16 protein-coding genes are annotated in these 18,108 nt (G+C 67.3%); 6 read left to right on the top strand and 10 right to left on the bottom strand.

The genetic code is table 11. The features are described from left to right. Both ACN4F8_RS01500 and ACN4F8_RS01495 read right to left on the bottom strand, forming a co-directional pair. Positions 1-231, bottom strand: a 231-nt coding sequence (locus tag ACN4F8_RS01500; protein ID WP_419471958.1) for an ESPR-type extended signal peptide-containing protein, incomplete at its 3' end; no start/stop codon positions are given. A gap of 206 nt (positions 232-437) precedes the next feature. Continuing rightward, the gene (locus tag ACN4F8_RS01495; protein WP_419471960.1) at positions 438-1,247 is read right to left on the bottom strand and encodes a S1 family peptidase; all 810 of its coding nucleotides are present in this window, start codon (positions 1,245-1,247) and stop codon (positions 438-440) included. 145 nt (positions 1,248-1,392) lie between these two features. On the opposite strand from ACN4F8_RS01495, the gene ACN4F8_RS01490 reads away from it, so the two are divergent. After that, on the top strand, positions 1,393-2,079 hold the full coding sequence (locus tag ACN4F8_RS01490) for a cupin domain-containing protein (protein ID WP_419471957.1): 687 nt from the start codon (positions 1,393-1,395) through the stop codon (positions 2,077-2,079). Here the strand turns inward: ACN4F8_RS01490 and ACN4F8_RS01485 are convergent, their stop codons facing one another. Both ACN4F8_RS01485 and ACN4F8_RS01480 read right to left on the bottom strand, forming a co-directional pair. Beyond that, positions 2,080-4,590: an ABC transporter permease gene (locus ACN4F8_RS01485; protein ID WP_419471956.1), complete on the bottom strand. Its 2,511-nt coding sequence runs from the start codon at positions 4,588-4,590 to the stop codon at positions 2,080-2,082. After that, the gene (locus ACN4F8_RS01480; protein WP_419471955.1) at positions 4,574-5,272 is read right to left on the bottom strand and encodes an ABC transporter ATP-binding protein; all 699 of its coding nucleotides are present in this window, start codon (positions 5,270-5,272) and stop codon (positions 4,574-4,576) included. Before ACN4F8_RS01480 ends, ACN4F8_RS01485 begins: the two co-directional genes overlap by 17 nt. A 207-nt stretch (positions 5,273-5,479) precedes the next feature. Between ACN4F8_RS01480 and ACN4F8_RS01475 the strand changes: the two genes are divergently transcribed. Genes ACN4F8_RS01475 through ACN4F8_RS01460 form a run of 4 tightly spaced genes read left to right on the top strand, consistent with a single transcriptional unit; the run spans position 5,480 to position 10,066 of the window. Continuing rightward, positions 5,480-6,520 (top strand): ABC transporter substrate-binding protein, encoded by a 1,041-nt coding sequence (locus ACN4F8_RS01475; RefSeq protein ID WP_419471954.1) that lies wholly within the window; start codon positions 5,480-5,482, stop codon positions 6,518-6,520. Next, entirely contained in the window at positions 6,517-9,168 is a 2,652-nt protein-coding gene (locus ACN4F8_RS01470) for a PAS domain S-box protein (RefSeq protein WP_419471953.1), read from the top strand. Before ACN4F8_RS01475 ends, ACN4F8_RS01470 begins: the two co-directional genes overlap by 4 nt. Next, on the top strand, positions 9,165-9,596 hold the full coding sequence (locus tag ACN4F8_RS01465) for a response regulator (protein ID WP_419471952.1): 432 nt from the start codon (positions 9,165-9,167) through the stop codon (positions 9,594-9,596). Before ACN4F8_RS01470 ends, ACN4F8_RS01465 begins: the two co-directional genes overlap by 4 nt. Positions 9,597-9,613: 17 nt before the next feature. Further along, on the top strand, positions 9,614-10,066 hold the full coding sequence (locus ACN4F8_RS01460) for a universal stress protein (protein ID WP_419471951.1): 453 nt from the start codon (positions 9,614-9,616) through the stop codon (positions 10,064-10,066). A 51-nt stretch (positions 10,067-10,117) separates the two neighbouring features. Here ACN4F8_RS01460 and ACN4F8_RS01455 read toward each other — a convergent pair whose 3' ends face one another. Then, positions 10,118-11,005, bottom strand: coding sequence for a hypothetical protein (locus tag ACN4F8_RS01455; RefSeq protein WP_419471950.1), 888 nt, complete (start codon positions 11,003-11,005; stop codon positions 10,118-10,120). A gap of 23 nt (positions 11,006-11,028) precedes the next feature. Then, positions 11,029-12,120, bottom strand: coding sequence for a BlaI/MecI/CopY family transcriptional regulator (locus ACN4F8_RS01450; RefSeq protein WP_419471949.1), 1,092 nt, complete (start codon positions 12,118-12,120; stop codon positions 11,029-11,031). Between the two features lie 321 nt (positions 12,121-12,441). Between ACN4F8_RS01450 and ACN4F8_RS01445 the strand changes: the two genes are divergently transcribed. Further along, on the top strand, positions 12,442-13,134 hold the full coding sequence (locus ACN4F8_RS01445; protein ID WP_419471948.1) for a hypothetical protein: 693 nt from the start codon (positions 12,442-12,444) through the stop codon (positions 13,132-13,134). 214 nt (positions 13,135-13,348) lie between these two features. On the opposite strand, the gene ACN4F8_RS01440 is transcribed toward ACN4F8_RS01445, so the two are convergent. The 4 genes from ACN4F8_RS01440 to ACN4F8_RS01425 all read right to left on the bottom strand — a co-directional run. Next, positions 13,349-14,899 (bottom strand): methyl-accepting chemotaxis protein, encoded by a 1,551-nt coding sequence (locus ACN4F8_RS01440; protein WP_419471947.1) that lies wholly within the window; start codon positions 14,897-14,899, stop codon positions 13,349-13,351. A 225-nt stretch (positions 14,900-15,124) separates the two neighbouring features. Beyond that, positions 15,125-17,380: an ATP-binding protein gene (locus ACN4F8_RS01435; RefSeq protein WP_419471946.1), complete on the bottom strand. Its 2,256-nt coding sequence runs from the start codon at positions 17,378-17,380 to the stop codon at positions 15,125-15,127. After that, positions 17,377-17,886, bottom strand: a complete 510-nt coding sequence (locus ACN4F8_RS01430; RefSeq protein WP_419471945.1) for a hypothetical protein — start codon at positions 17,884-17,886, stop codon at positions 17,377-17,379. The genes ACN4F8_RS01435 and ACN4F8_RS01430 overlap by 4 nt, the downstream gene beginning before the upstream one ends. A 63-nt stretch (positions 17,887-17,949) precedes the next feature. Beyond that, the coding region (locus ACN4F8_RS01425) for a chemotaxis protein CheB (protein ID WP_419471959.1) at positions 17,950-18,108 on the bottom strand (159 nt) is incomplete at its 5' end.

The following is an 18,108-nucleotide window of genomic DNA, read 5'->3' as shown; positions in this document are numbered from 1 at the left end:
GATGTTGACCAGCGGCACGCCGTTGGCCGCGTTGAGCACGGTGGGGCGCTGGGAGCCCGGGGCTGCGGGGTCGGCGGCGATCTGGGCCTGGGCGGGCAAGGCCAGAGCGGTCAAGGCTGCTGCGGTGCTGGCAACGGTATTGGGCTTGCCCAGGGCTCGCGCCGTTTCGGCCACGGCCATGCGCAATCCACGCACGGCGTTGAAGACCGTGCGATGACGGTTCTTGTTCATGCATCACTCCCTGGAGCGGCTTTTGAAGCCTGCTTGTTGACGATGATTCTTGACGCGTACAGCGCCCAAAACGACCGCGGAGTGTAGTTCTTAAGAACTCATTTAATGCATGCTGCCCGGGGTAACAGGCCAGTCTGTTCTGCGATGGAAGCGACTGAGGCGTGACGAATCTGGCAACTTTTCATGTGCCAAGGTGCATGGGCTGTTCAGTCTTCTGTTTCGCTGTCCCGCAGCTCGGTCAGCGTGAGCAGGATGTCCGCATACCAGGCGCAGTTCAGGCCCAGCGATTCGTCGAGCACCAGGTCGCGGTCGCCCATGTCCATGCGCGCCGAGTGAACGCCCAGCAACTTCCAGGGCAGGGCGGCGGTTTCGTCGCCGGGGCTGGGGTCTCGTGTGACCACGGCTGCGCCACTGGTGCCGCGGTGGGTCCGGGCGTCGGTCAGAAAGTAGCCTTGGCCCTGGAAGCGGATGCCGTAGGGTGAGGCGATGACCGCGTGGCGCAGCACCGGCAGGTGGTGCAGCGCGTCGTGAAAGCCCAGCGGAAAACCCACCACCAGCAAGGATTCGCCGGGGTGCACGTCGGCGAAGCTGCTGGACAGGTGGGCCGGGCTGAATGCGCGGATCACCGACTCGTCGGGCAGCGCGGCGCGGTCGAGTTCGATCACGGCCACGTCGATTTCGCCACCGCTGTCCTTGCCCTGGCGCCACACGGCTTCGCCTTCGTTGTAGAGCAGCATCGAAAAACCGGTGGAGCGCGTGAGGTTGGTGGCGTCCAGGTGCAGTTCGATCTCCAGCCGGTCGGGGAAATGCTGGGTGTCTTCGTCGATCACCACGTGCCGGCTGGTCACCAGAAAGAGGCGGTCGTCGCGTTCAAAAAAGAAGCCGCTGGCGTTGGTGAGCGGCTGCTTGCCCAGGAAGGTGGAGACACGCGGTGCCGCGAGGAACAGCGGATCGACCGGTGCGGTGATGGGTGCAGCGGTTTCGCCGACCGCGTTGCCGGTGGTGGGTGCATGCATCGGCGCGGGGGCGGTATCGCTTGGTGGTCGGTTCATGGTTGAGTGTCGCATCCTTCAACGCAGGCCGCGCCTTGCAATACGAAGGACCTACACGTGCAAAACCGGCGCCGTCGTGCTGCAATCCGGTGCTCGATCGGACCTTTGCATGAACCTCAACGACGACTTTTCCCGGCGCGCCGTGGAGCTGGCCAGCGCGGCCACCTGGCAGCCTTCGCCCCTGCCCGGCGTGGAGCGCCGCATGCTTGACCGGGTGGGCGGTGAGGTGGCGCGCGCCACCAGCGTGGTGCGTTACGCGCCGGGTTCGCGCTTTGTTGCACACACCCACGGCGGTGGCGAAGAAATCCTGGTTCTCGAAGGCGTGTTTTCCGACGAGACCGGCGACCACCCGGCAGGCACCTACCTGCGCAACCCGCCGGGCTCGCGCCACGCGCCGTTCTCCCGGCCGGGTTGTGTGTTGCTGGTGAAGCTGTGGCAGTTCGCCGCCGACGACCTCACCCCCCTGCGCGTGGACACGCGCAACGAACCCTGGCGGCGCGGCCTCGTGCCGGGCCTCACGGTGTTGCCGCTGCACGACCACGATGGCGTGAACACGGCGCTGGTGCGCTGGGCACCCGACACGCAGTTCAACCCGCACCGCCACCCGGGTGGTGAAGAGATTTTTGTGCTCGAAGGCGTGCTGCGCGACGAGCACGGTGTCTATCCGCAGCACAGCTGGCTGCGCAACCCGCGCTGGAGCCAGCACACGCCCTTCACCGGGCCTGAGGGCGCGCTGATTTACGTGAAGGTCGGCCACCTGGGTGCCACCTTCATGGAGCCGGCGCTCGCCGCCTGATCAGGTGCCGCTGCGCAGCAGCATGGCGGGGTTCAGGCGCATCTGCGCCAGCAGATAGCGCGCCCCCAGCCCCAGGCTGACCGCGCTCACGCCCAGGGCGGTGAGCGCACCGGTCCAGTACAAGCCCATGGGGTCGAGATCGAGCCGCCAGCGCAGCAAGCCGGTGGCAAGCAGACTGCCGGCCAGCATGGCAAAACCGGCGGTCACCACCGCGAGCAGCAGGTATTCCCAACACAGCACGCGCCTGAGGCTGGAGAGCCGCGCGCCCACCGCGTGCATCACCGTGGCTTCAAACACCTGGCGCGCGCGGCTGCTGGCCACCACGCTGGCCAGCACCAGCAGGCTGGCCGCTAGGCACACGCCGGCGATCACCGCCAGACCCGTGCTCGCGCGGCCCATGAGCGCGCGTGTTTCGCGCAACAGCGACTCGGTGCGCACGGTGGCGATGTTGGGCGCGGCGGCGGCCAGCTGGTCTTGCGCGGCCAGGGCCTGGTCCGCGGGCAGCCAGGCGGCGCCCACGTGGCGCGTGATGTAGGGGTCGAGCACGCCGTCGCTGAAGATGCCTTCCAGCCACAGGCGAGCCTGCAGTCGCTGCTGGCTGTAAATGGCGGCCAGCTCGGCCTGCACCGGGGCGCCGAGTATTTCGAAGGTCAGTTGGTCGCCGACCTTCAGGCCCAGTTGGTCGGCCTCGCGGTCTTCCATGGCCACCAGCGGCGCGCCGCGGTGGTCGGCGGGCCACCAGGCGCCGTCGCGGATCACCACGTCGTCGATGTTGCCGGCGCGGCTGCTGAACTTCTGCTCGTCGCGCGCTTCGCGCACGCGCTCACCGTCGCCGCTGTCGCGCAGCACCTCGCCGTTCACCTCGATCAGGCGGCCCAGCACCAGCGGCGCGGTGGTGAGCTTGCGCAGGCCCGGCTGGGTTTTCAGCGTGTCCTGCAGCAGCGGGATCTGTTCGGTCTGCACGTCGTAGAACACCATGGCCGGTGCGTTGGCGGGCACGGTTTCGTTCACCGTGCGCAAGAGCGAGGTGACCACCAGCGTGCAGGCCACCAGCAGCGTGAGCGCGGCACCCAGCGAGAGCAGGGCGGCGCGCAAAGGGGAGTCGCTGCGCTGCAGGCCGGCCATGGCCAGGCGCAATTCAAACGGCAGCGCGGCACCACTTCGGTGGAGCTGGCGGCGCGCCAGACCACGCAGCGCGCGCGTCACACCTTCGAGCAAGACCAGCAGCAGCACCGTGGCCAGCACAAAGGCCAGGCCAAAACGTGCGTCGGGCACGCTGGCCACCACCAGGACGCCCACCATGGCGGCCACGCCACCGGTGAGCCACCACACGCGCCGCGGTGTCTTGAGCGTATTGCCATCAATGCCGCGAAACAGTGCGGCCGGCGAGACCGACAAGGCGCGGCCCAGCGCAGGCAGCGCGAAGGAGAGCGCGGTCAACACGCCGAAGCTCAGGCCCACCAGCGAGGGCAGCCACAGGCCCACCACCAGCGGCGCCAGGGGCAGTTGTTGCGCGGCGGCCAGCGTGCCACCCAAGGCGAGCGCATTGCCGATGAGCACGCCGCCCAGGCTGGAGAGCAGCGCCAGCATCAGGATCTGCAGCAGCACCAGCGCGGCCAGGCGACCGTCGCGCAGGCCCACGGCGCGCAGCGTGGCCAGCGTGCCGAGCTTGCCCTGCAGGTAGGCCTGCACGCTGTTGAACACGCCGAGCCCGCCGATGAACAGCGCCGAGAAACCGATGAGCAAGAGCCCCGAGCCGATCTGGCCCAACACCTCGGCCATGCGGTCGCTGCGCTCTTCAAAGGTGCGCACCTCGGCCTGCAGGTCGGGGTAGGCCGCCATGAACGCGTCGCGCCACTCGGCGGCGGGCTGCGGCGTGCGCACGCGGTAGTGGTATTCCACGCGGCTGAGCGGCTGCACCAGGCCAGTGGCGGCCAGGGCCCCGTCGGCCACCAGCACCGGGGCGCCGCCCCAGTCGGCGCGCAGGCTGCGGTCGGGCTGGCGCACCACGAGTGCGCGCACCTGCAGGCTCAGGTTGCCCACCTCCACCGTGTCGCCGGGCTTCAGGTCGAGGCGCTGGGCGAGCGTGGCGTCGAGCGCTGCGCCCCACACGCCGTTTTGTTCGGTCAGCGCGGCGGTCAAGTCACCCGCCGGGGCCAGCTCCACCGTGCCGTACAGCGGGTAGCGCGCGTCGGCGCTTTGCAGCTCGATGAGCTGGGCGCGGCCATCGGGCGCGCGCAGCATGGTACGCAGCTCCACCAGGCGCGACACATCGGCGCGCTCGTTCATCCACGCGAGCACCTCGGGCGGGAGCGGCGCGGTCTGCTCCACCTCCACGTCGCCGCCGAACAGCAGGCGCGCGTCGTTCGTGAGCGCGCCCGCCACCTGGCGGTACAAGCCGCCGCCGGCCGTGACCAAGGCCACGCCCAGCACCAGGCAGGCGCAAAAGATCCACAGGTGGCGGCCGCTGGCGCGCAGGTCGCGCCAGGCCAGGCTAAACAGAAACCGCATCAAGGGCTCGCTCGGTGGTCTTCATTTCATTCAGGTGGCCGTCGTGCAGGCGCAGCACGCGGTCGCAGCGCGCGGCGAAGTTGGGGTCGTGCGTCACCAGCACCAGCGTGGTGCCTGCCTCGGTGTTGAGTTCAAACAGCAGTTCACGAATGGCCTCGCCGGTGTGGTCGTCCAGGTTGCCGGTGGGCTCGTCGGCCAGCAGCAGGCGCGGGCGGTGCACCAGCGCGCGCGCAATCGCCACGCGCTGCTGCTCGCCCCCCGAGAGCTGGCTCGGGTAGTGGCCTTGGCGCTCGCCCAGGCCCACGCGTTGCAGCAGCGCCGCCGCGCGCTCGTGTGCGTCGGGCCGGTGGGCCATCTGCAGCGGCAGGGCCACGTTGTCCAGCGCGCTCAGGCTGGGCAGCAGGTGGAACGACTGGAACACGATGCCGATGCGGTCGCGCCGCAGATCGGCCAGGGCGTCGGCGTCCATGCCGCCAAGCGCCGTGCCGTCGATGGCCACGCGCCCGCTGGCCGGGCGCTCCAGGCCCGAGAGCAGCAGCAGCAACGACGTTTTGCCCGAGCCCGAAGGCCCGGTGATGGCCACACGCTGGCCAGCGGCCACCGAGAGGTTCACCGAGCGCAGCACGTCGATGCGTGCGGCGCCCAGCTGGTAGTGCATGCAGAGGTCTGAAATTTCAATCATGCGGGGTGAGTTCACATGGAGCGGCAAAGGTTCAGTCTGTCGAGCGGGTGGGGAGCTCGCGTGCACTGGACTTTTTGCGCACTGAAAGACCCGGTGTTGTGCTCTCCTGACGCGAACGCGACCACCGGGCTCTACACTGGGCAGGGTATGTGCAACAGAATGTTGCCAGTGTTCCTGTGCTTCCTGGCGGACCGACAACACGTGCTTATGAAACATGGCGCAGGCCCATCGAGGGCGGGTGAACAAGGGAGAGGCGATCTGCAAGGCGGGTGGTTGCACCGTGGCTGGCGCGTGCTGGGCGCTGCAGTGCTGCTGGCACTGGCGGCTTGCGGCGAGCCCGTCGAACCGCCGCTCACGGTGGGCATGAACCCCTGGGTGGGTTACGACCCGCTGGTGCTGGCACGCGATCGGAGCCTGACCGATTCCCGGCAGTTGCGGGTGGTGGAGCTGCCGTCGGCGTCAGAGACCTTGCGTCACCTGCGCAATGGTCTGCTCGACGCCGCCATGCTCACGCTGGACGAAACGCTGCGCCTGGCCGACAGCGGCATCGATGTGCGCATCGTCGCCATGCTCGATGCCTCCGACGGTGGCGACGTGGTGATGGCCGCGCCCCGCATCGCCTCGCCGGCGCAGCTCAAGGGCGAGTTCATCGCGGTCGAAGACTCGGCCGTGGGCGCCCTGCTGCTGCAGCGCATGCTGCAAAAGGCCGGTCTGACCCGTGCCGACGTGCGCGTGACCAACCTCGAAGTGGCCCAGCACCAGGCGGCCCTGCAGGCGGGGACCGTGGTCGCAGCGGTGACCTACGAGCCCCTGGCCGGCTCGATGGAAGTGGCGGGCTACCGGCGCATTTTCGACAGCAGCCAGATACCCGGCGAGATCCTGGACGTGCTGGTGGTGCGTGCCGAGGTTCTGCAACAGCGCCCCGATGCGGTGGACACGCTCTTGCGTGCCTGGTATGCCGGCCTGCACGTCTTCCAGCTCGACACCCCGGGCGCGGCGCAATCGCTGGCGCTGGGCACCGATCTCTCGCCCAAGGCCTACGAGACAGTGCTGCGTGGCCTGGTGTTTTATTCCCGGGAAGCGTCCGAGCGCGAGCTCTCGGGCAACCCGGCTCCGCTGGTGGCTCAGGCCAGCAACGTGGCCACCGCGCTCATCGACATCGGTCTGATCCGGCGCCCACCACGCTGGGAGCAACTGCTTGACGCCTCGGCCATGAAACGCCTTCGCACCGGCGGGACGGCGCCGTGAAGTCGCTGTCCTCGCGCCTGACCCTGCCGGGGCGCTGGCTGGCCCCGCTCATGCTGGTGCTGTTTGCGCTCACGGCGTCGACCATCAACTACGTCGTGCAGGTCCGCAAGGTCGGCGCCCAGGTGCTGGAGCAGGAGACACGCCGCCTGCGCGAGCGCCTGAGCGTGGAGCAGAGCCGCCTGAGTGCGCAGACCAGCATGGAGAACCAGGCGCTGGTGCGCCGGCTGGTGGGTGGCATGGGCCTCTACAGCGGCATGCAGCACACCTACTTGCTGCAGCCCAACGGCGTGGTGCAGGCCTCGCTGGTGCGCTCCGACATCGGGCAGGCCTTTGGCGACGTGCTGCGCCAGCGCGCCGACCTGGCCGCACTCGCCACCCTGGTCTTCAACGGTCCTTCGGATGTGGCCATCAGCGTCGTGCACCTGCCGGCCACGCAGCAACTCGCCGGCGTGGTGCCGTTCACCAGCGGGCGGCGGCTGATTGCCGTGGTCGACCTGCGGCTGCCGCAAGCTGTGCGTTTTGCCGACATGCAGCAGGAGGCCGTGCGCGAAGGTCTGCTGCTGCTGGGCCTGGCCAGCCTGCTGGCGCTGGTGGTGCACCTGGTGTGGTTTCGCCGCGCCCAGCGCCTGGCGCTGGCCCTCAAGCGCATGGGCGAAGGCAATCTGCAGACACGCGCCGCGCTGCAAGGGCACGACGAGCTCGCCATGATCGGCACCGAGGCCGACCGCATGGCCCAGCGGCTGCAGGTCGGCCAGGCGCGCATCCGGCACCTGGTCGATCTGGTGGACCGCTCGCCCGTGGTGGTGGTCGAGTGGCACAACCTGCCCGGCTGGCCCATGACCTACATCAGCGAGTCGGTGGCGCAGTGGGGCTACCAGCCCTCGGCGCTGCTGGATGGCCAGGTGCTGTACGCCGACCTGATCCATCCCGACGACCTCGTGGGCATCACCGCCGAGGCGGCGCGCTACTTCGAGCACGGACCCGACGAACACCGCCAGGAATACCGGCTGCGGTGCGCCGACGGTCGCTGGGTCTGGGTGGACGACCGCACCACACTGACCCGCGACAACCAGGGCGTGCTCACCGGCATCAGCGGGGTGCTGCTGGACATCACCGCCCAGAAGGAAGCGCAGCTGGCCCAGCAGGAGCAGGCCGAGTTCTTGCGCCTGTTCTACGAACTGCCCTTCATCGGCATGGCGATCTCGGCACCCGGCTCCACGCGCTGGATCCAGGTCAACAGCCAGCTCTGCGCGATCCTGGGCTACACGCGCGACGAGCTGCTGAACAAGACCTGGGCCGAGATGACACCCCAGCCCGACCTGGACCAGAACCTGGCCCTGCGCGACGAGATGCTGGCCAACCGCACCGACAACTACAAGATGCGCAAGCGCTTCGTGCGCAAGGACGGCAGCCTCGTGCACACCGAGATCGACGTGCGCGCCGTGCGCCACCCCGACGGCACGCTCAAGCACCTGTTCGCCACCATCAAGGACATCACCGAGCGGCTGCAGGCCGAAGCAGCGATCCGCACACAGAAAGAGCTGCTCGAACTCGCCGAATCCATGGCAGGCCTGGGCAGCTGGCTCTACGACACCCAGACCCACCACATCTGGTGGTCGCGCCAGATGTACCGCAACTTCGACCGCGACCCGGCGCTGGGGCCACCGGTGGACCTGAACGCGTACCTCGACTGCATTCACCCCGAGGACCGCGACCGGGTCGACCGCTTCATGCGCTCGATCCCCGGCAACGAGCAGATGATCACCGCCGAATTCCGCCGTCACCCCGACATGGGGCCGCTGCGCTGGTTTCGGGGCAGCGTGCAAAGCAAGGCCATGGTCACAGCCGGCCTGCACCAGTTCAGCGGCACGCTGCTCGACATCACCCAGCTCAAACTGGCCCAGACCAGCCTGGAGCAGACCAACGCCGAGCTGGAGCAGCGGGTGACCGAGCGCACCGCCCAGTTGCGCCGCCTCAACGAAGAACTCGAAGCCTTCTCGTACACCGTCTCGCACGACCTCAAGGCGCCGCTGCGCGGCATCGACGGCTACAGCCAGTTGCTCGAAGAAGAACACAGCAAGGACCTCAACGAAGAGGGGCGCCAGTTCCTGGGCCGCATCCGCCGGGGCGTGCAGCAGATGGGCGACCTGATCTCGGGCGTGCTCGACTATTCGCGCATGGAGCGCCGCACCATGGAGCACCAGCGGGTCGATGTGCCGGCGCTCGTGGCGCAGGTGATCGAAGGTTTCAGCGCCGACATCGAAAGCACCCACGTGCGCCTGAGCCTCAAGCTCGAACCCATGGTCATGCAGCTCGACCGCGAAGGCATGGCGGTGGTACTGCGCAACCTGGTGGGCAACGCCATCAAGTTCAGCCGCGCCACCACCCAGCCCGAGGTGGAAATCGGCGCCCGCACCGACGGCACGCGGCGTATCCTGTGGGTGCGCGACAACGGGGTGGGCTTCGACATGAAATACCACGACCGCATCTTCGGCATCTTTCAACGCCTGCAGCGCGCCGAGGACTACCAGGGCACCGGCCTGGGCCTGGCGCTGGTGGCCAAAGCCGTGCAGCGCATGGGTGGCCGCGTGTGGGCCGAGAGCCAGCCCGGACAGGGCTCTGTTTTCTATCTGGAGTTTCCCGCATGAACACCCCCGCCTCGCTGCCACCGATCCTGCTGGTTGAAGACAACCCGATGGACCTCGACCTCACGCTGCGCGCGTTCAACAAGAAGAAGTTCTCCAACACCATCCAGGTCGCGCGCGACGGAGAGGAGGCGCTGTCTTTCTTTGTGCGCTGGGACGCCGGCGAGGCCATGCCGGCCGTGATCCTGCTCGACATCAACCTGCCCAAGGTCAACGGCCTGGAGGTGCTGCAGCGGCTCAAATCGCACCCCGTGTACCGCCGCATCCCGGTGGTGGTGCTCACCTCGTCGCGCGAGAACTCCGACCTCAAGACCGCCTACGATCTGGGCGTGAACTCCTACATCGAGAAGCCGGTCAGCTTCAACAAGTTCATCGAGGTGGCCGAGCACATCGAGCTCTACTGGTGCCTGCTCAACGAGCGGCCGGTTTGACACACCAAGGACCCCACATGATCAAGATCCTCATCCCCGTCGACGGCTCCGCCCAGTCCATGCACGCGGCCTACCACGCCATGCGCCTGGTGAGCTCGGGCCTGAAGGCCCGCTTCGTGGTGGCCAACGTGCAGGAAGCGCCCAACCTGTACGAGCTGTTGGTCGCACACGACCCCGACGTGCTGCACGAGGTGAGCGATGCCGCTGGACACGACCTGATCCGCGCAGCCGTTGCGCTGCTGACCTCGGCCAGCCAGCTGGTGGAAGAAGCGGTGGTGAGCGGCGACCCGGCCCACGCCCTGCTCGAACTGGTGGAGAGCCACGCCTGCGACGCGGTGATCATGAGCGCCCACGGCAGCGGGGAGGGCGAGCGCGGCCTGGGCTCGGTGGCGCAGCACCTGGTGCAGCACTGCCCGGTGGCGGTGACGATCGTGCGGCCGGCACATGTGGACGCGTCTGAGGAACCCTGAACGGGTGACAGGATGTCGACCTGGCCTGCGGCCAGGTGCAGCATGGGGCTGTCAACCCCCGGTCGCTTCGGCGAGCGGTTCAACGACTTGCTGAAGGACACGCCGGCCGGTGGCCGCGAACGCTTCCCGGCTCACCTCCATCGATGCGAGAAGTCCTTTGTTGCAGATCGACAGCGCTTCGTCGCGGTCTCCTTCGCTGTCCATCAGCTCACGAAGGCCCGAGCCAGCGCTTTGCGCCAACTGCCTTGCGCGGCCTGGAAAGCGCGCGCGCAGCGCGTCGGCCATTCGTTCTGCCCATGCGTCAAGCTCTTCCGTGCCGCTGCGGCGGTCCCGCTCTGCGGTCAACCATGCCAGTGCCAGAACGCGCCCCAGGTCCTTGTTGGAACGCTTGGTGGTGGTGCCTTTGATGAGCTCCGGGCCGATCCTCGGATGGTGGAGCATGTTGGCCAGTGCCATCATTTCCGGTCGTGCAATCCGCACACCGTGCCTCGTGTCGATGGGCTTGCATTCCGCCAGAGCAAGGTAGTTGAAACTGCAGATCGCAAAATGGCCAATGCTGGTTTGCACGCGTTGAAACGTCTTGGCTTGCTCGCAGTTCTCATCTGGAGCGCCGAGAAGTTCAAGGAACCAGTCGGCTCCTCCCGGCGCTGGCGGTTTGAGGCGGATCATCGGCAGGTCGTCAACGGGGGTGAGCTCGATCCCCGGCTCCCCCCAGCCGCCTTCCCTGCGGGGTTGCCATGCCGCCTCCAGCAAGCGCTCGGTCACTTGCCCGGCGGCGGCGACAGCCGTCGCATATGGCGAGAACATGCAGTCGACGTCCTTCGTGCGGATGCTTCGCTGACCATCGCCTGCAAAGAAGTGGTGGCCCGCAGCGAGGCTGCCGATGATGATGACGTTCGGTCGGCATTCTGCCGGGAGGGCCGCAGCAATCTGGGCCATCACCGCGTCGGGCGTCAGTGGTGTCAGGTGGTGGGATCGCCTTTCTTGTTGGTCAGCTCCATGTGGTGGGCCATTTCAGATGCCTCGCGCACGAAACCCATCTCGATGAGGTCTGCCAGGCATTCGAGTTCGCCGGCCCACGTTCCCTGTGTTGTGGTTCCCTTGTCTGTGATGACCCAAGGGTCTCGCGCGACGTGCACAGCCAGTGCAATCCGCTGCTCGGCACGGGTTTTTGGGCGCAACCCGGCGTCGAGCATTTCCGCGACGCGGATGGGATCGGTCTCGACGGTCAGGTTCAGCTGCGGCGCGGCCGTGATGTCCAACGCCGGGAAGTGCCTGGCAGCGCCCAGAACGCCACCGATGCGGACACTTCGGGGAAGCTTGTTTGCGCTCTGCAGGCGTGCAAGACGCTTGGCCAGCTGTTCGGGCGAGCTCTGTCCTGTGGGATCGATGAACAAGTGCACCTTGCGTTGTTTGGCATGGTCACGTGCCAGCTCCATCCATTCCCCGACCGTCAGATGCCGCAACCGGACGCCACGCTCGTCAGAGTTCTCCAGCCAGCCCTTGTCGGCGAGTTCCTTGAGCACGGTCGCAACCGTCGGATAGCTCACGCCACATGTTTGCTGCAGATGCTTGAGCGTCACGGGTGGTTGGTTCCACAGGCGCAACTGCGCCAGGGTGGTGACAACAACCTGGCGCGCCGGCAGTTGCGGCGTGTGGCTGTGCAGGCGTTCGGTCGTCACCAATGCTTCGAGCCACGCGCGGAAGTCGTTCGAAACGTTGTCGAATGATCCGCTGAACACCACCCGGTCGTGGCCCCGGACGCCTTTGCCCACCAGGAAGTGGACGCTTTCGGCGATTTCCGGATGGAGCACACCCCGCAGCCGCTGCAATTCCTCTTGCAGACGGCCTTGGGACAGACGCGTGTCAACAAGCACGCACAAAGCCTTGCTCGTCGACGCTTCACTGCGGACCCGGTAGGCCAGCGCCAGCAGTGCACCTCGCACATCCCGCATGCTGTTGGTCCGCTTCACGTCGACGAGGATCGGGCCTGAAGGGCTTTCCCAACGGCCGTCCACATCGTTGTCTGCTGCAATGGCGAGGGCGTTGCTCATGATTAAGTTGCGACTATAACAATATGGTCGCAACTAAACAAGAAGGTGGCAACTGCACAGGCCAAGCGAGTGGGTTCAGATGCGTCCACGGTGTCGCGAATCAGGGCTCACGCGGTGCACAGCATGGCGGGAAGTGCAGTGGAGCATTCATCTGGCGCATTCTCGTGGTCGGGTGGTCCCAGGGGTGTTCGCTGGCGCACGGTTGGGCTGCCGTGGCCGGGAAAACTTCCAAAAGAAGCCTCAAGTCCGGCTCAAGGGCGCCGATAGAGAGCCAAGAACACCGGGCATGTTTGCGCCCGGTGGCCACTTGAGAGGTCCGCCATGATCAACATCTCCACCACCAGCCCCGTGTCCTGGCCTGCACCGCCGTCCACTGCGGTGGCGCCGGTTTCGGCCACTGCGGCGATCAAGCCGGTGCAGTCGGGTGGTCGCGAGGCGCAGACCGATGTGGAGTCCCGGCGCGAGACCGGCCGCAAGCCCGAGGCCGACGACGAGACCGGCGCGGTGGCGCCTTCGTTGCCCCGGTCATCGGCGTCGCAGGCCGGTGACCAGGCCGCGGTGCGGGCGCGTCAGGACGCCGCCGCACAGCGTGCCGAACAGGCGCTGAAAAAGGCCGAAGCCGACCAGGCCGGCCACCGCAAGGCCATGGACCGGTTGCAAGAGGTGCTCTCCAGCATGTGGGCGGCCAGCGCAGCGGTGGTGGACCAGGCCCTGGGCGTGGACCCCAAGGGCGATGCCTTGCCCGGCAACCAGAGCGACACCGCGCCCGACCTCTCGGCCGTGGCCGCGTCCACCATTCAGCGCCGCCTGCTGCCCCAGCCAGCGGGCAACGCACCGACCGCCGATCAACCAGCGGCCGACGGCATGCCCTGGCCGGTGATGCCACCCGCCCCCGAAGAGGCCACCGCCGCTGCACCCGAGGTGCCCGGCGGTGAGGTGATTGCCTACGACGAGCACGGCAACAGCAGCGTCGCTCCGCTGGAAGTGGGCACGCTGCTGAGCGAAAAAGTCTGAAGCTGTTTGGGCAGCGACCCGCGCAGCGGCGGAACGTGGGGGCAGAGATTCGCCGCCGGGCCGCCCCAAGGCGAATCAGCCCCCTCGGGGTGCAGCGACCCGCGCAGCGGCGGAGCGTGGGGGCAGAGATTCGCCGCCGGGCCGCCCCAAGGTGAATCAGCCCCCTCGGGGGGCAGCGACCCGCGCAGCGGCGGAGCGTGGGGGCATCGTCCCTTCAGCCTTTCAGCTTGAACACCGCCACCGCGCTCACCAGATCGGATGCCTGCGTGCTCAGGCCCGTGGCGGCGGCCGCCATCTGCTCCACCAGCGCTGCGTTTTGCTGCGTGGCCTGGTCCATCTGGGTGATGGCTTCGCCCACCTGACCGACACCGGCGCTTTGCTCGGCGCTGGCGTTGCTGATCTCTTCCATGATCGAGGTCACGCGGCGGATCGCTGCGACCACCTCGTTCATGGTGGTGCCGGCGCGGTCCACCAGGGCGGTGCCCTGGCCCACGCGCTCGGCGCTGGTGGAGATGAGGCTCTTGATCTGTTTGGCGGCCTCGGCGCTGCGCTGGGCCAGGTTGCGCACCTCGCCGGCCACCACCGCGAAGCCCCGGCCCTGCTCACCGGCGCGGGCGGCTTCCACGGCGGCGTTGAGCGCCAGGATGTTGGTCTGGAAAGCGATGCCGTCGATCACGCCGATGATCTCGGCGATCTTCTGGCTGCTGTCGTTGATGTCTTTCATGGTGGTCACCACCTGGCTCACCACCTCGCCACCTTGTGTGGCCAGGGTGGAGGCCGACTGCGCCAGCTGGTTGGCGGTGCGCGCGTTGTCGGCGTTTTGCCGCACGGTGGAGCCGAGCTCTTCCATGGAGGCCGAGGTCTGCTCCAGTGCGCTGGCCTGGCTCTCGGTGCGGCCGGACAGGTCGGCGTTGCCCGATGCAATCTCGGAACTGGCGTTGGACACGCCCTCGGCCCCCGTGCGCACCCGGCTCACCGATTGCGCCAGGCGCTGCGTCATGGTGTGCAGCGCTGCCATGGTGCTCGTGGTGTCGCCCGGCTTCAGGTCCATGGACACGCTCAGGTCGCCTTGTGCCACCGCGTCGGCCACGCGCTTGAGCTGGTCGGGGTCGGCGCCGAGCTGCCGCGTCACCCGACCCAGGTAGACCGTCATGCCCACCATCGCCAGCGCCACCACCAGCACGGCGCCAATCACCACATCGCGGTCCAGCTCTGAAAATTCCTTCACCTCACCAATGCGGAACTGCAGGCGTTCGCCCTGACGCTTCTTCTCCAGGGCCAGCGGTGCCAGCAGCGCGTTGCGGGCGGGAATGGTCTTGTCCACCAGGAACGCGAAAGCCTCGTCCTTCTTGCCCTCCTGGATCAGCGCCACATTGGCCGAGCCCTGTTTCCAGAAGTCGTCCATCAGGGCGGGCAACGGGGCAAACGCCTTGCGGCCTTCCTCGTCGATCATGCCTTTGCCGAACGCGTCGAGTTTTTCGGTCAGCAGTTTTTTCTTGGCACCCACGTCTTCCAGCGTGGCCTGCAGCTCCTGCGGATTGCGCGCGAGGATGGCGTGGCGCACCTGCAGCGAGGTTCGGGTGACGTTGAGTTCCAGCTCGGCGATCAGCTCCAGCTGGGGCACGTTGGTCTTGCTGATGCGGTCGGCTGCGGCCATGACCTTGTCCATCATGAACCAGACCGTGAGGGACACCGCGATCAGCAGACCGATCAGCGTGGTGTTGATGAGCAGGAGACGTCTGGCAAGCGTCATGCGGTTGGACATGGTGGTTCCTTGGTGGGGATTCCGGGGGTGTTTTGGTCGGCAACGATTTCGCTGGCCTGTTCAGATCATCCTGCGGTGGCTGTTGCCCAAAACCCCAATGAATCAGGGCTTTGTGGCGCAGATCGCCGGTTTCACTGCCTACCTTGGTTTCGACCTGCCCGGTGGCGACTTGAGCGACCGCCTGTCGTTATGGTCCGAAGGCGGACCCGAGGCGGCCGGTTGTGCTCAAGCGGGGGCCGTCGGCGCGAACTGCCGCAGCGCGTGTTGCGTGCGCTCCATGTCCACCAGCAGCTGGTTGCCCAGTTCGCGGCGCAAGGGCGCGTTGTCCTCTGTGGCCAGGCGCTCGATCTGGGCCGCTGTTCGCACCAGCGCCCGAAAGCCCAGCAGCATGGCCGTGCCCTTGAGCTTGTGCGCGTCGTAGGCGATCTGATCGGCATCGCCCGCGGCCAGCGAGGCCACGAGCACGGGCACGCTGCCGGCGGGTGCGGCAAACAGGGTGCCCAGCAACTCGTCCAGGGTGTCGGGCGGCATCATCGACACGATCTCGGTGTAGGACTCGGTGTCGATCAGCCCGGCCGCGCTGGCGTCGAGATCGTCCAGCGCAGGCGCAGCGGGCCCGGGCGCCGGAGCGGGATCGTTCACCAGCACGGTGGCTGCGTCCAGCAGGCCGCAGTGCTGCAAGGCGCGCTGCAGGTCTTGCGATTGCAAGGGCTTGCTGGCGAACTCGCTGACGCCCACCTCCAGCGCTTTCTGGCGCGTGTCGTTCACCACGTCGGCCGTGACCAGCACCACCTTGATGTCCTGGTTCGGGCCGTCCAGCGCGCGGATGGCTGCGGTGGTGGCCATGCCGTCGAGCACCGGCATGTGGTAGTCGAGCAGCACCACATCAAAGCGCTGGCGCGCCAGCAACTGCAGGGCCTCCTGGCCGTTTTCGCAGAACACCGCCTCGTGGCCCATGCGCTCCAGCAGGATGTGCATGTACTTCAGGTTGATCGGATGGTCTTCGGCCACCAGCACCCGCAGGCGGCGTGTCTGGCCCGAGCGTTCGGGGGTGTGCGCGGCCAGCGCGGGCGCCTCGGTCCCGGGCAAGTACAGGTGCACGGTGAACAGCGAGCCCTGGCCCGGTTTGCTGCTGACCTGGATGCTGCCGCCCATCATGGTGACGAGGCTGCGCGAGATCTCCAGCCCCAGCCCGCTGCCGCCGATGCGCCGGCGAACCGAGTTGTCGGCCTGGTAGAAACGGGTGAAGAGTTGGGCCACGGTGGCTTCGTCCATGCCCATGCCGGTGTCCTGCACCGTGACGCACACGCCATCCGGCGTGCCGTCCAGCCGCGCCAGGTGGGCCGTGATGTTGCCCTGGCTGGTGAACTTCACCGCGTTGCCCAGCAGGTTGAAGAGAATCTGGCGCACGCGGGTGGGGTCGGCCATGACCCATTCGGGCAGGTCGGGTGCGATGTCGACCTGCAGCGCCAGGCCCTTCTCGCGCGCGGCGGCGCGCATCAGCCCTTCGACCTCCTGCACCAGCGAGCGCAGGCGCACCGGCTCGGGCGCCAGGCGCAGCGTGCCGGACTCCATGGTCGAGACGTCCAGGATGTCGTTGAGCACACCCAGCAGGTGTTGCGCCGAGTCGCGTGCGGTCTGCACGTAGTCGCGCTGCTGGCCCGAGAGCCGGGTTTCGTCGAGCAGGTTGAGCATGCCCAGAACGCCCTGGAACGGAGTGCGAATTTCGTGGCTCATGTTGGCCAGAAACACGCTCTTGCCCTGGTTGGCCGCTTCCGCCTGGTCTTTCGCTGCCGTCAGCTCGCGGCTGATGCGTTGCAGGTTTTCGTATTGCGCCACCTGGCGGCGCAGGTGGCGCACCAGCAGCACCACAAAGAGCAGCAGCACGGCGGCCTGCAGACCCGCCAGCGCAATCACCACCCGGCCCTGTTCGCGCAGCTGGAGGTTGCGTTCGTCCACAAAGCGGGCAGTGGCCCGGTTGGCCTCGCGCGTGAGCTCACCCAGTGCGGGCTCCAGCCGCTCCATGGACTGGATCAGCCCCTGGCGCGTTGAGCGCTGTTGCAGCAGACCCCTCGGGTCGTCGAACAGCGGGTCGGCCTGGGCCACGAAAGCGTTCAACAGACGAATCGCCTCCCGATAGGCGGGTGTGGTGTTGAGCAGGTCGCTGCGCGGCATGTCGGTGACCAGCGAGATGCGGCTCACGAACACCTCGTAGCGCTCGACCAGAAGGTCGGGCTCGACGGTGGCGTCGCGATCGAGCGAGCCGTGCACCGCGTAGGCGAGGTGGCCCAGCTCGCGTTCGAGCTGGTAGGAGTGCCACATGATGGAGTCGACCTGGTTGATCGCCACGTCCTGCATCAGGTTGAACTGTTTCCACTGGATGTAACTCAGTGGCGTCAGGGTCACGAGCAGCGCGGCGCCGATGGCGGCTACCCAGTGCGCAACGCGCCAGCCACCAAGGCCGGTTGGCCGTGTGTTCATTGCAGGTCCAGTGCCTTGAGTTGCCAGATCGAACGCTCGTAGTAGACCGAGGAACGCAACTGGGCCGAGCTGTCGAACGGGTAGACCACGAACAGCGGACCTTTGCTGCGCACGGGGATCGGCTTGTCGTCGATCAGGCGCGCCATGAGCACACCGTGCTGGGCGATGTCCTCGACGGGGATGTTGATCTTGTAGTCGTTGATCGCCACCGCGCTCACCGTGGTGCCGCTGGCCTTGACCGCGGACAGCACGTCCGACAGAAGCGGGCCGGTGAATTTGACCGGCCGGTCGTACCAGGGGGTGCGGGTGGTGAAGCTGTGCTGGGGCAGCTTTTCAATCATGGCCATGTCGAACACTGCGACATCGCCTTTGTTCTTCACCTCGATCTTGCCGCTCACGCTCAGCACGACCCGGCCTGTGGGGGTGCCCAGCACATCGGCGGAAGACAGCAGCGGGAGCGTGGTGACCAGGACCAGCACCAGGGCGAAGAGGCGACGGATTTTCATGTGGACCGAGGCAGAGGCAGAGGCAGAGGCAGAGGTGGAGGTGGAGGTGGAGGTGGAGGTGGATCAGATGCGGTGGCGCACGCCAGCCGGTGCATTGGCTAGGCGGTTGAGCACGGCCGGCGCAATCTGCGAGAGCGGCAGCACTTCGTGGGCGGCACCAAACTGGATCGCCATGCGCGGCATGCCGAAGACCACGCAGCTGGCTTCGTCCTGCACATAGTT

The organism is Hydrogenophaga sp. (assembly GCF_048549895.1).
GTDB lineage: Bacteria > Pseudomonadota > Gammaproteobacteria > Burkholderiales > Burkholderiaceae_C > Hydrogenophaga.
The sequence above is the reverse complement of the archived record's forward strand: the minus strand, read 5'-3'. Positions and strand labels throughout refer to the sequence as shown.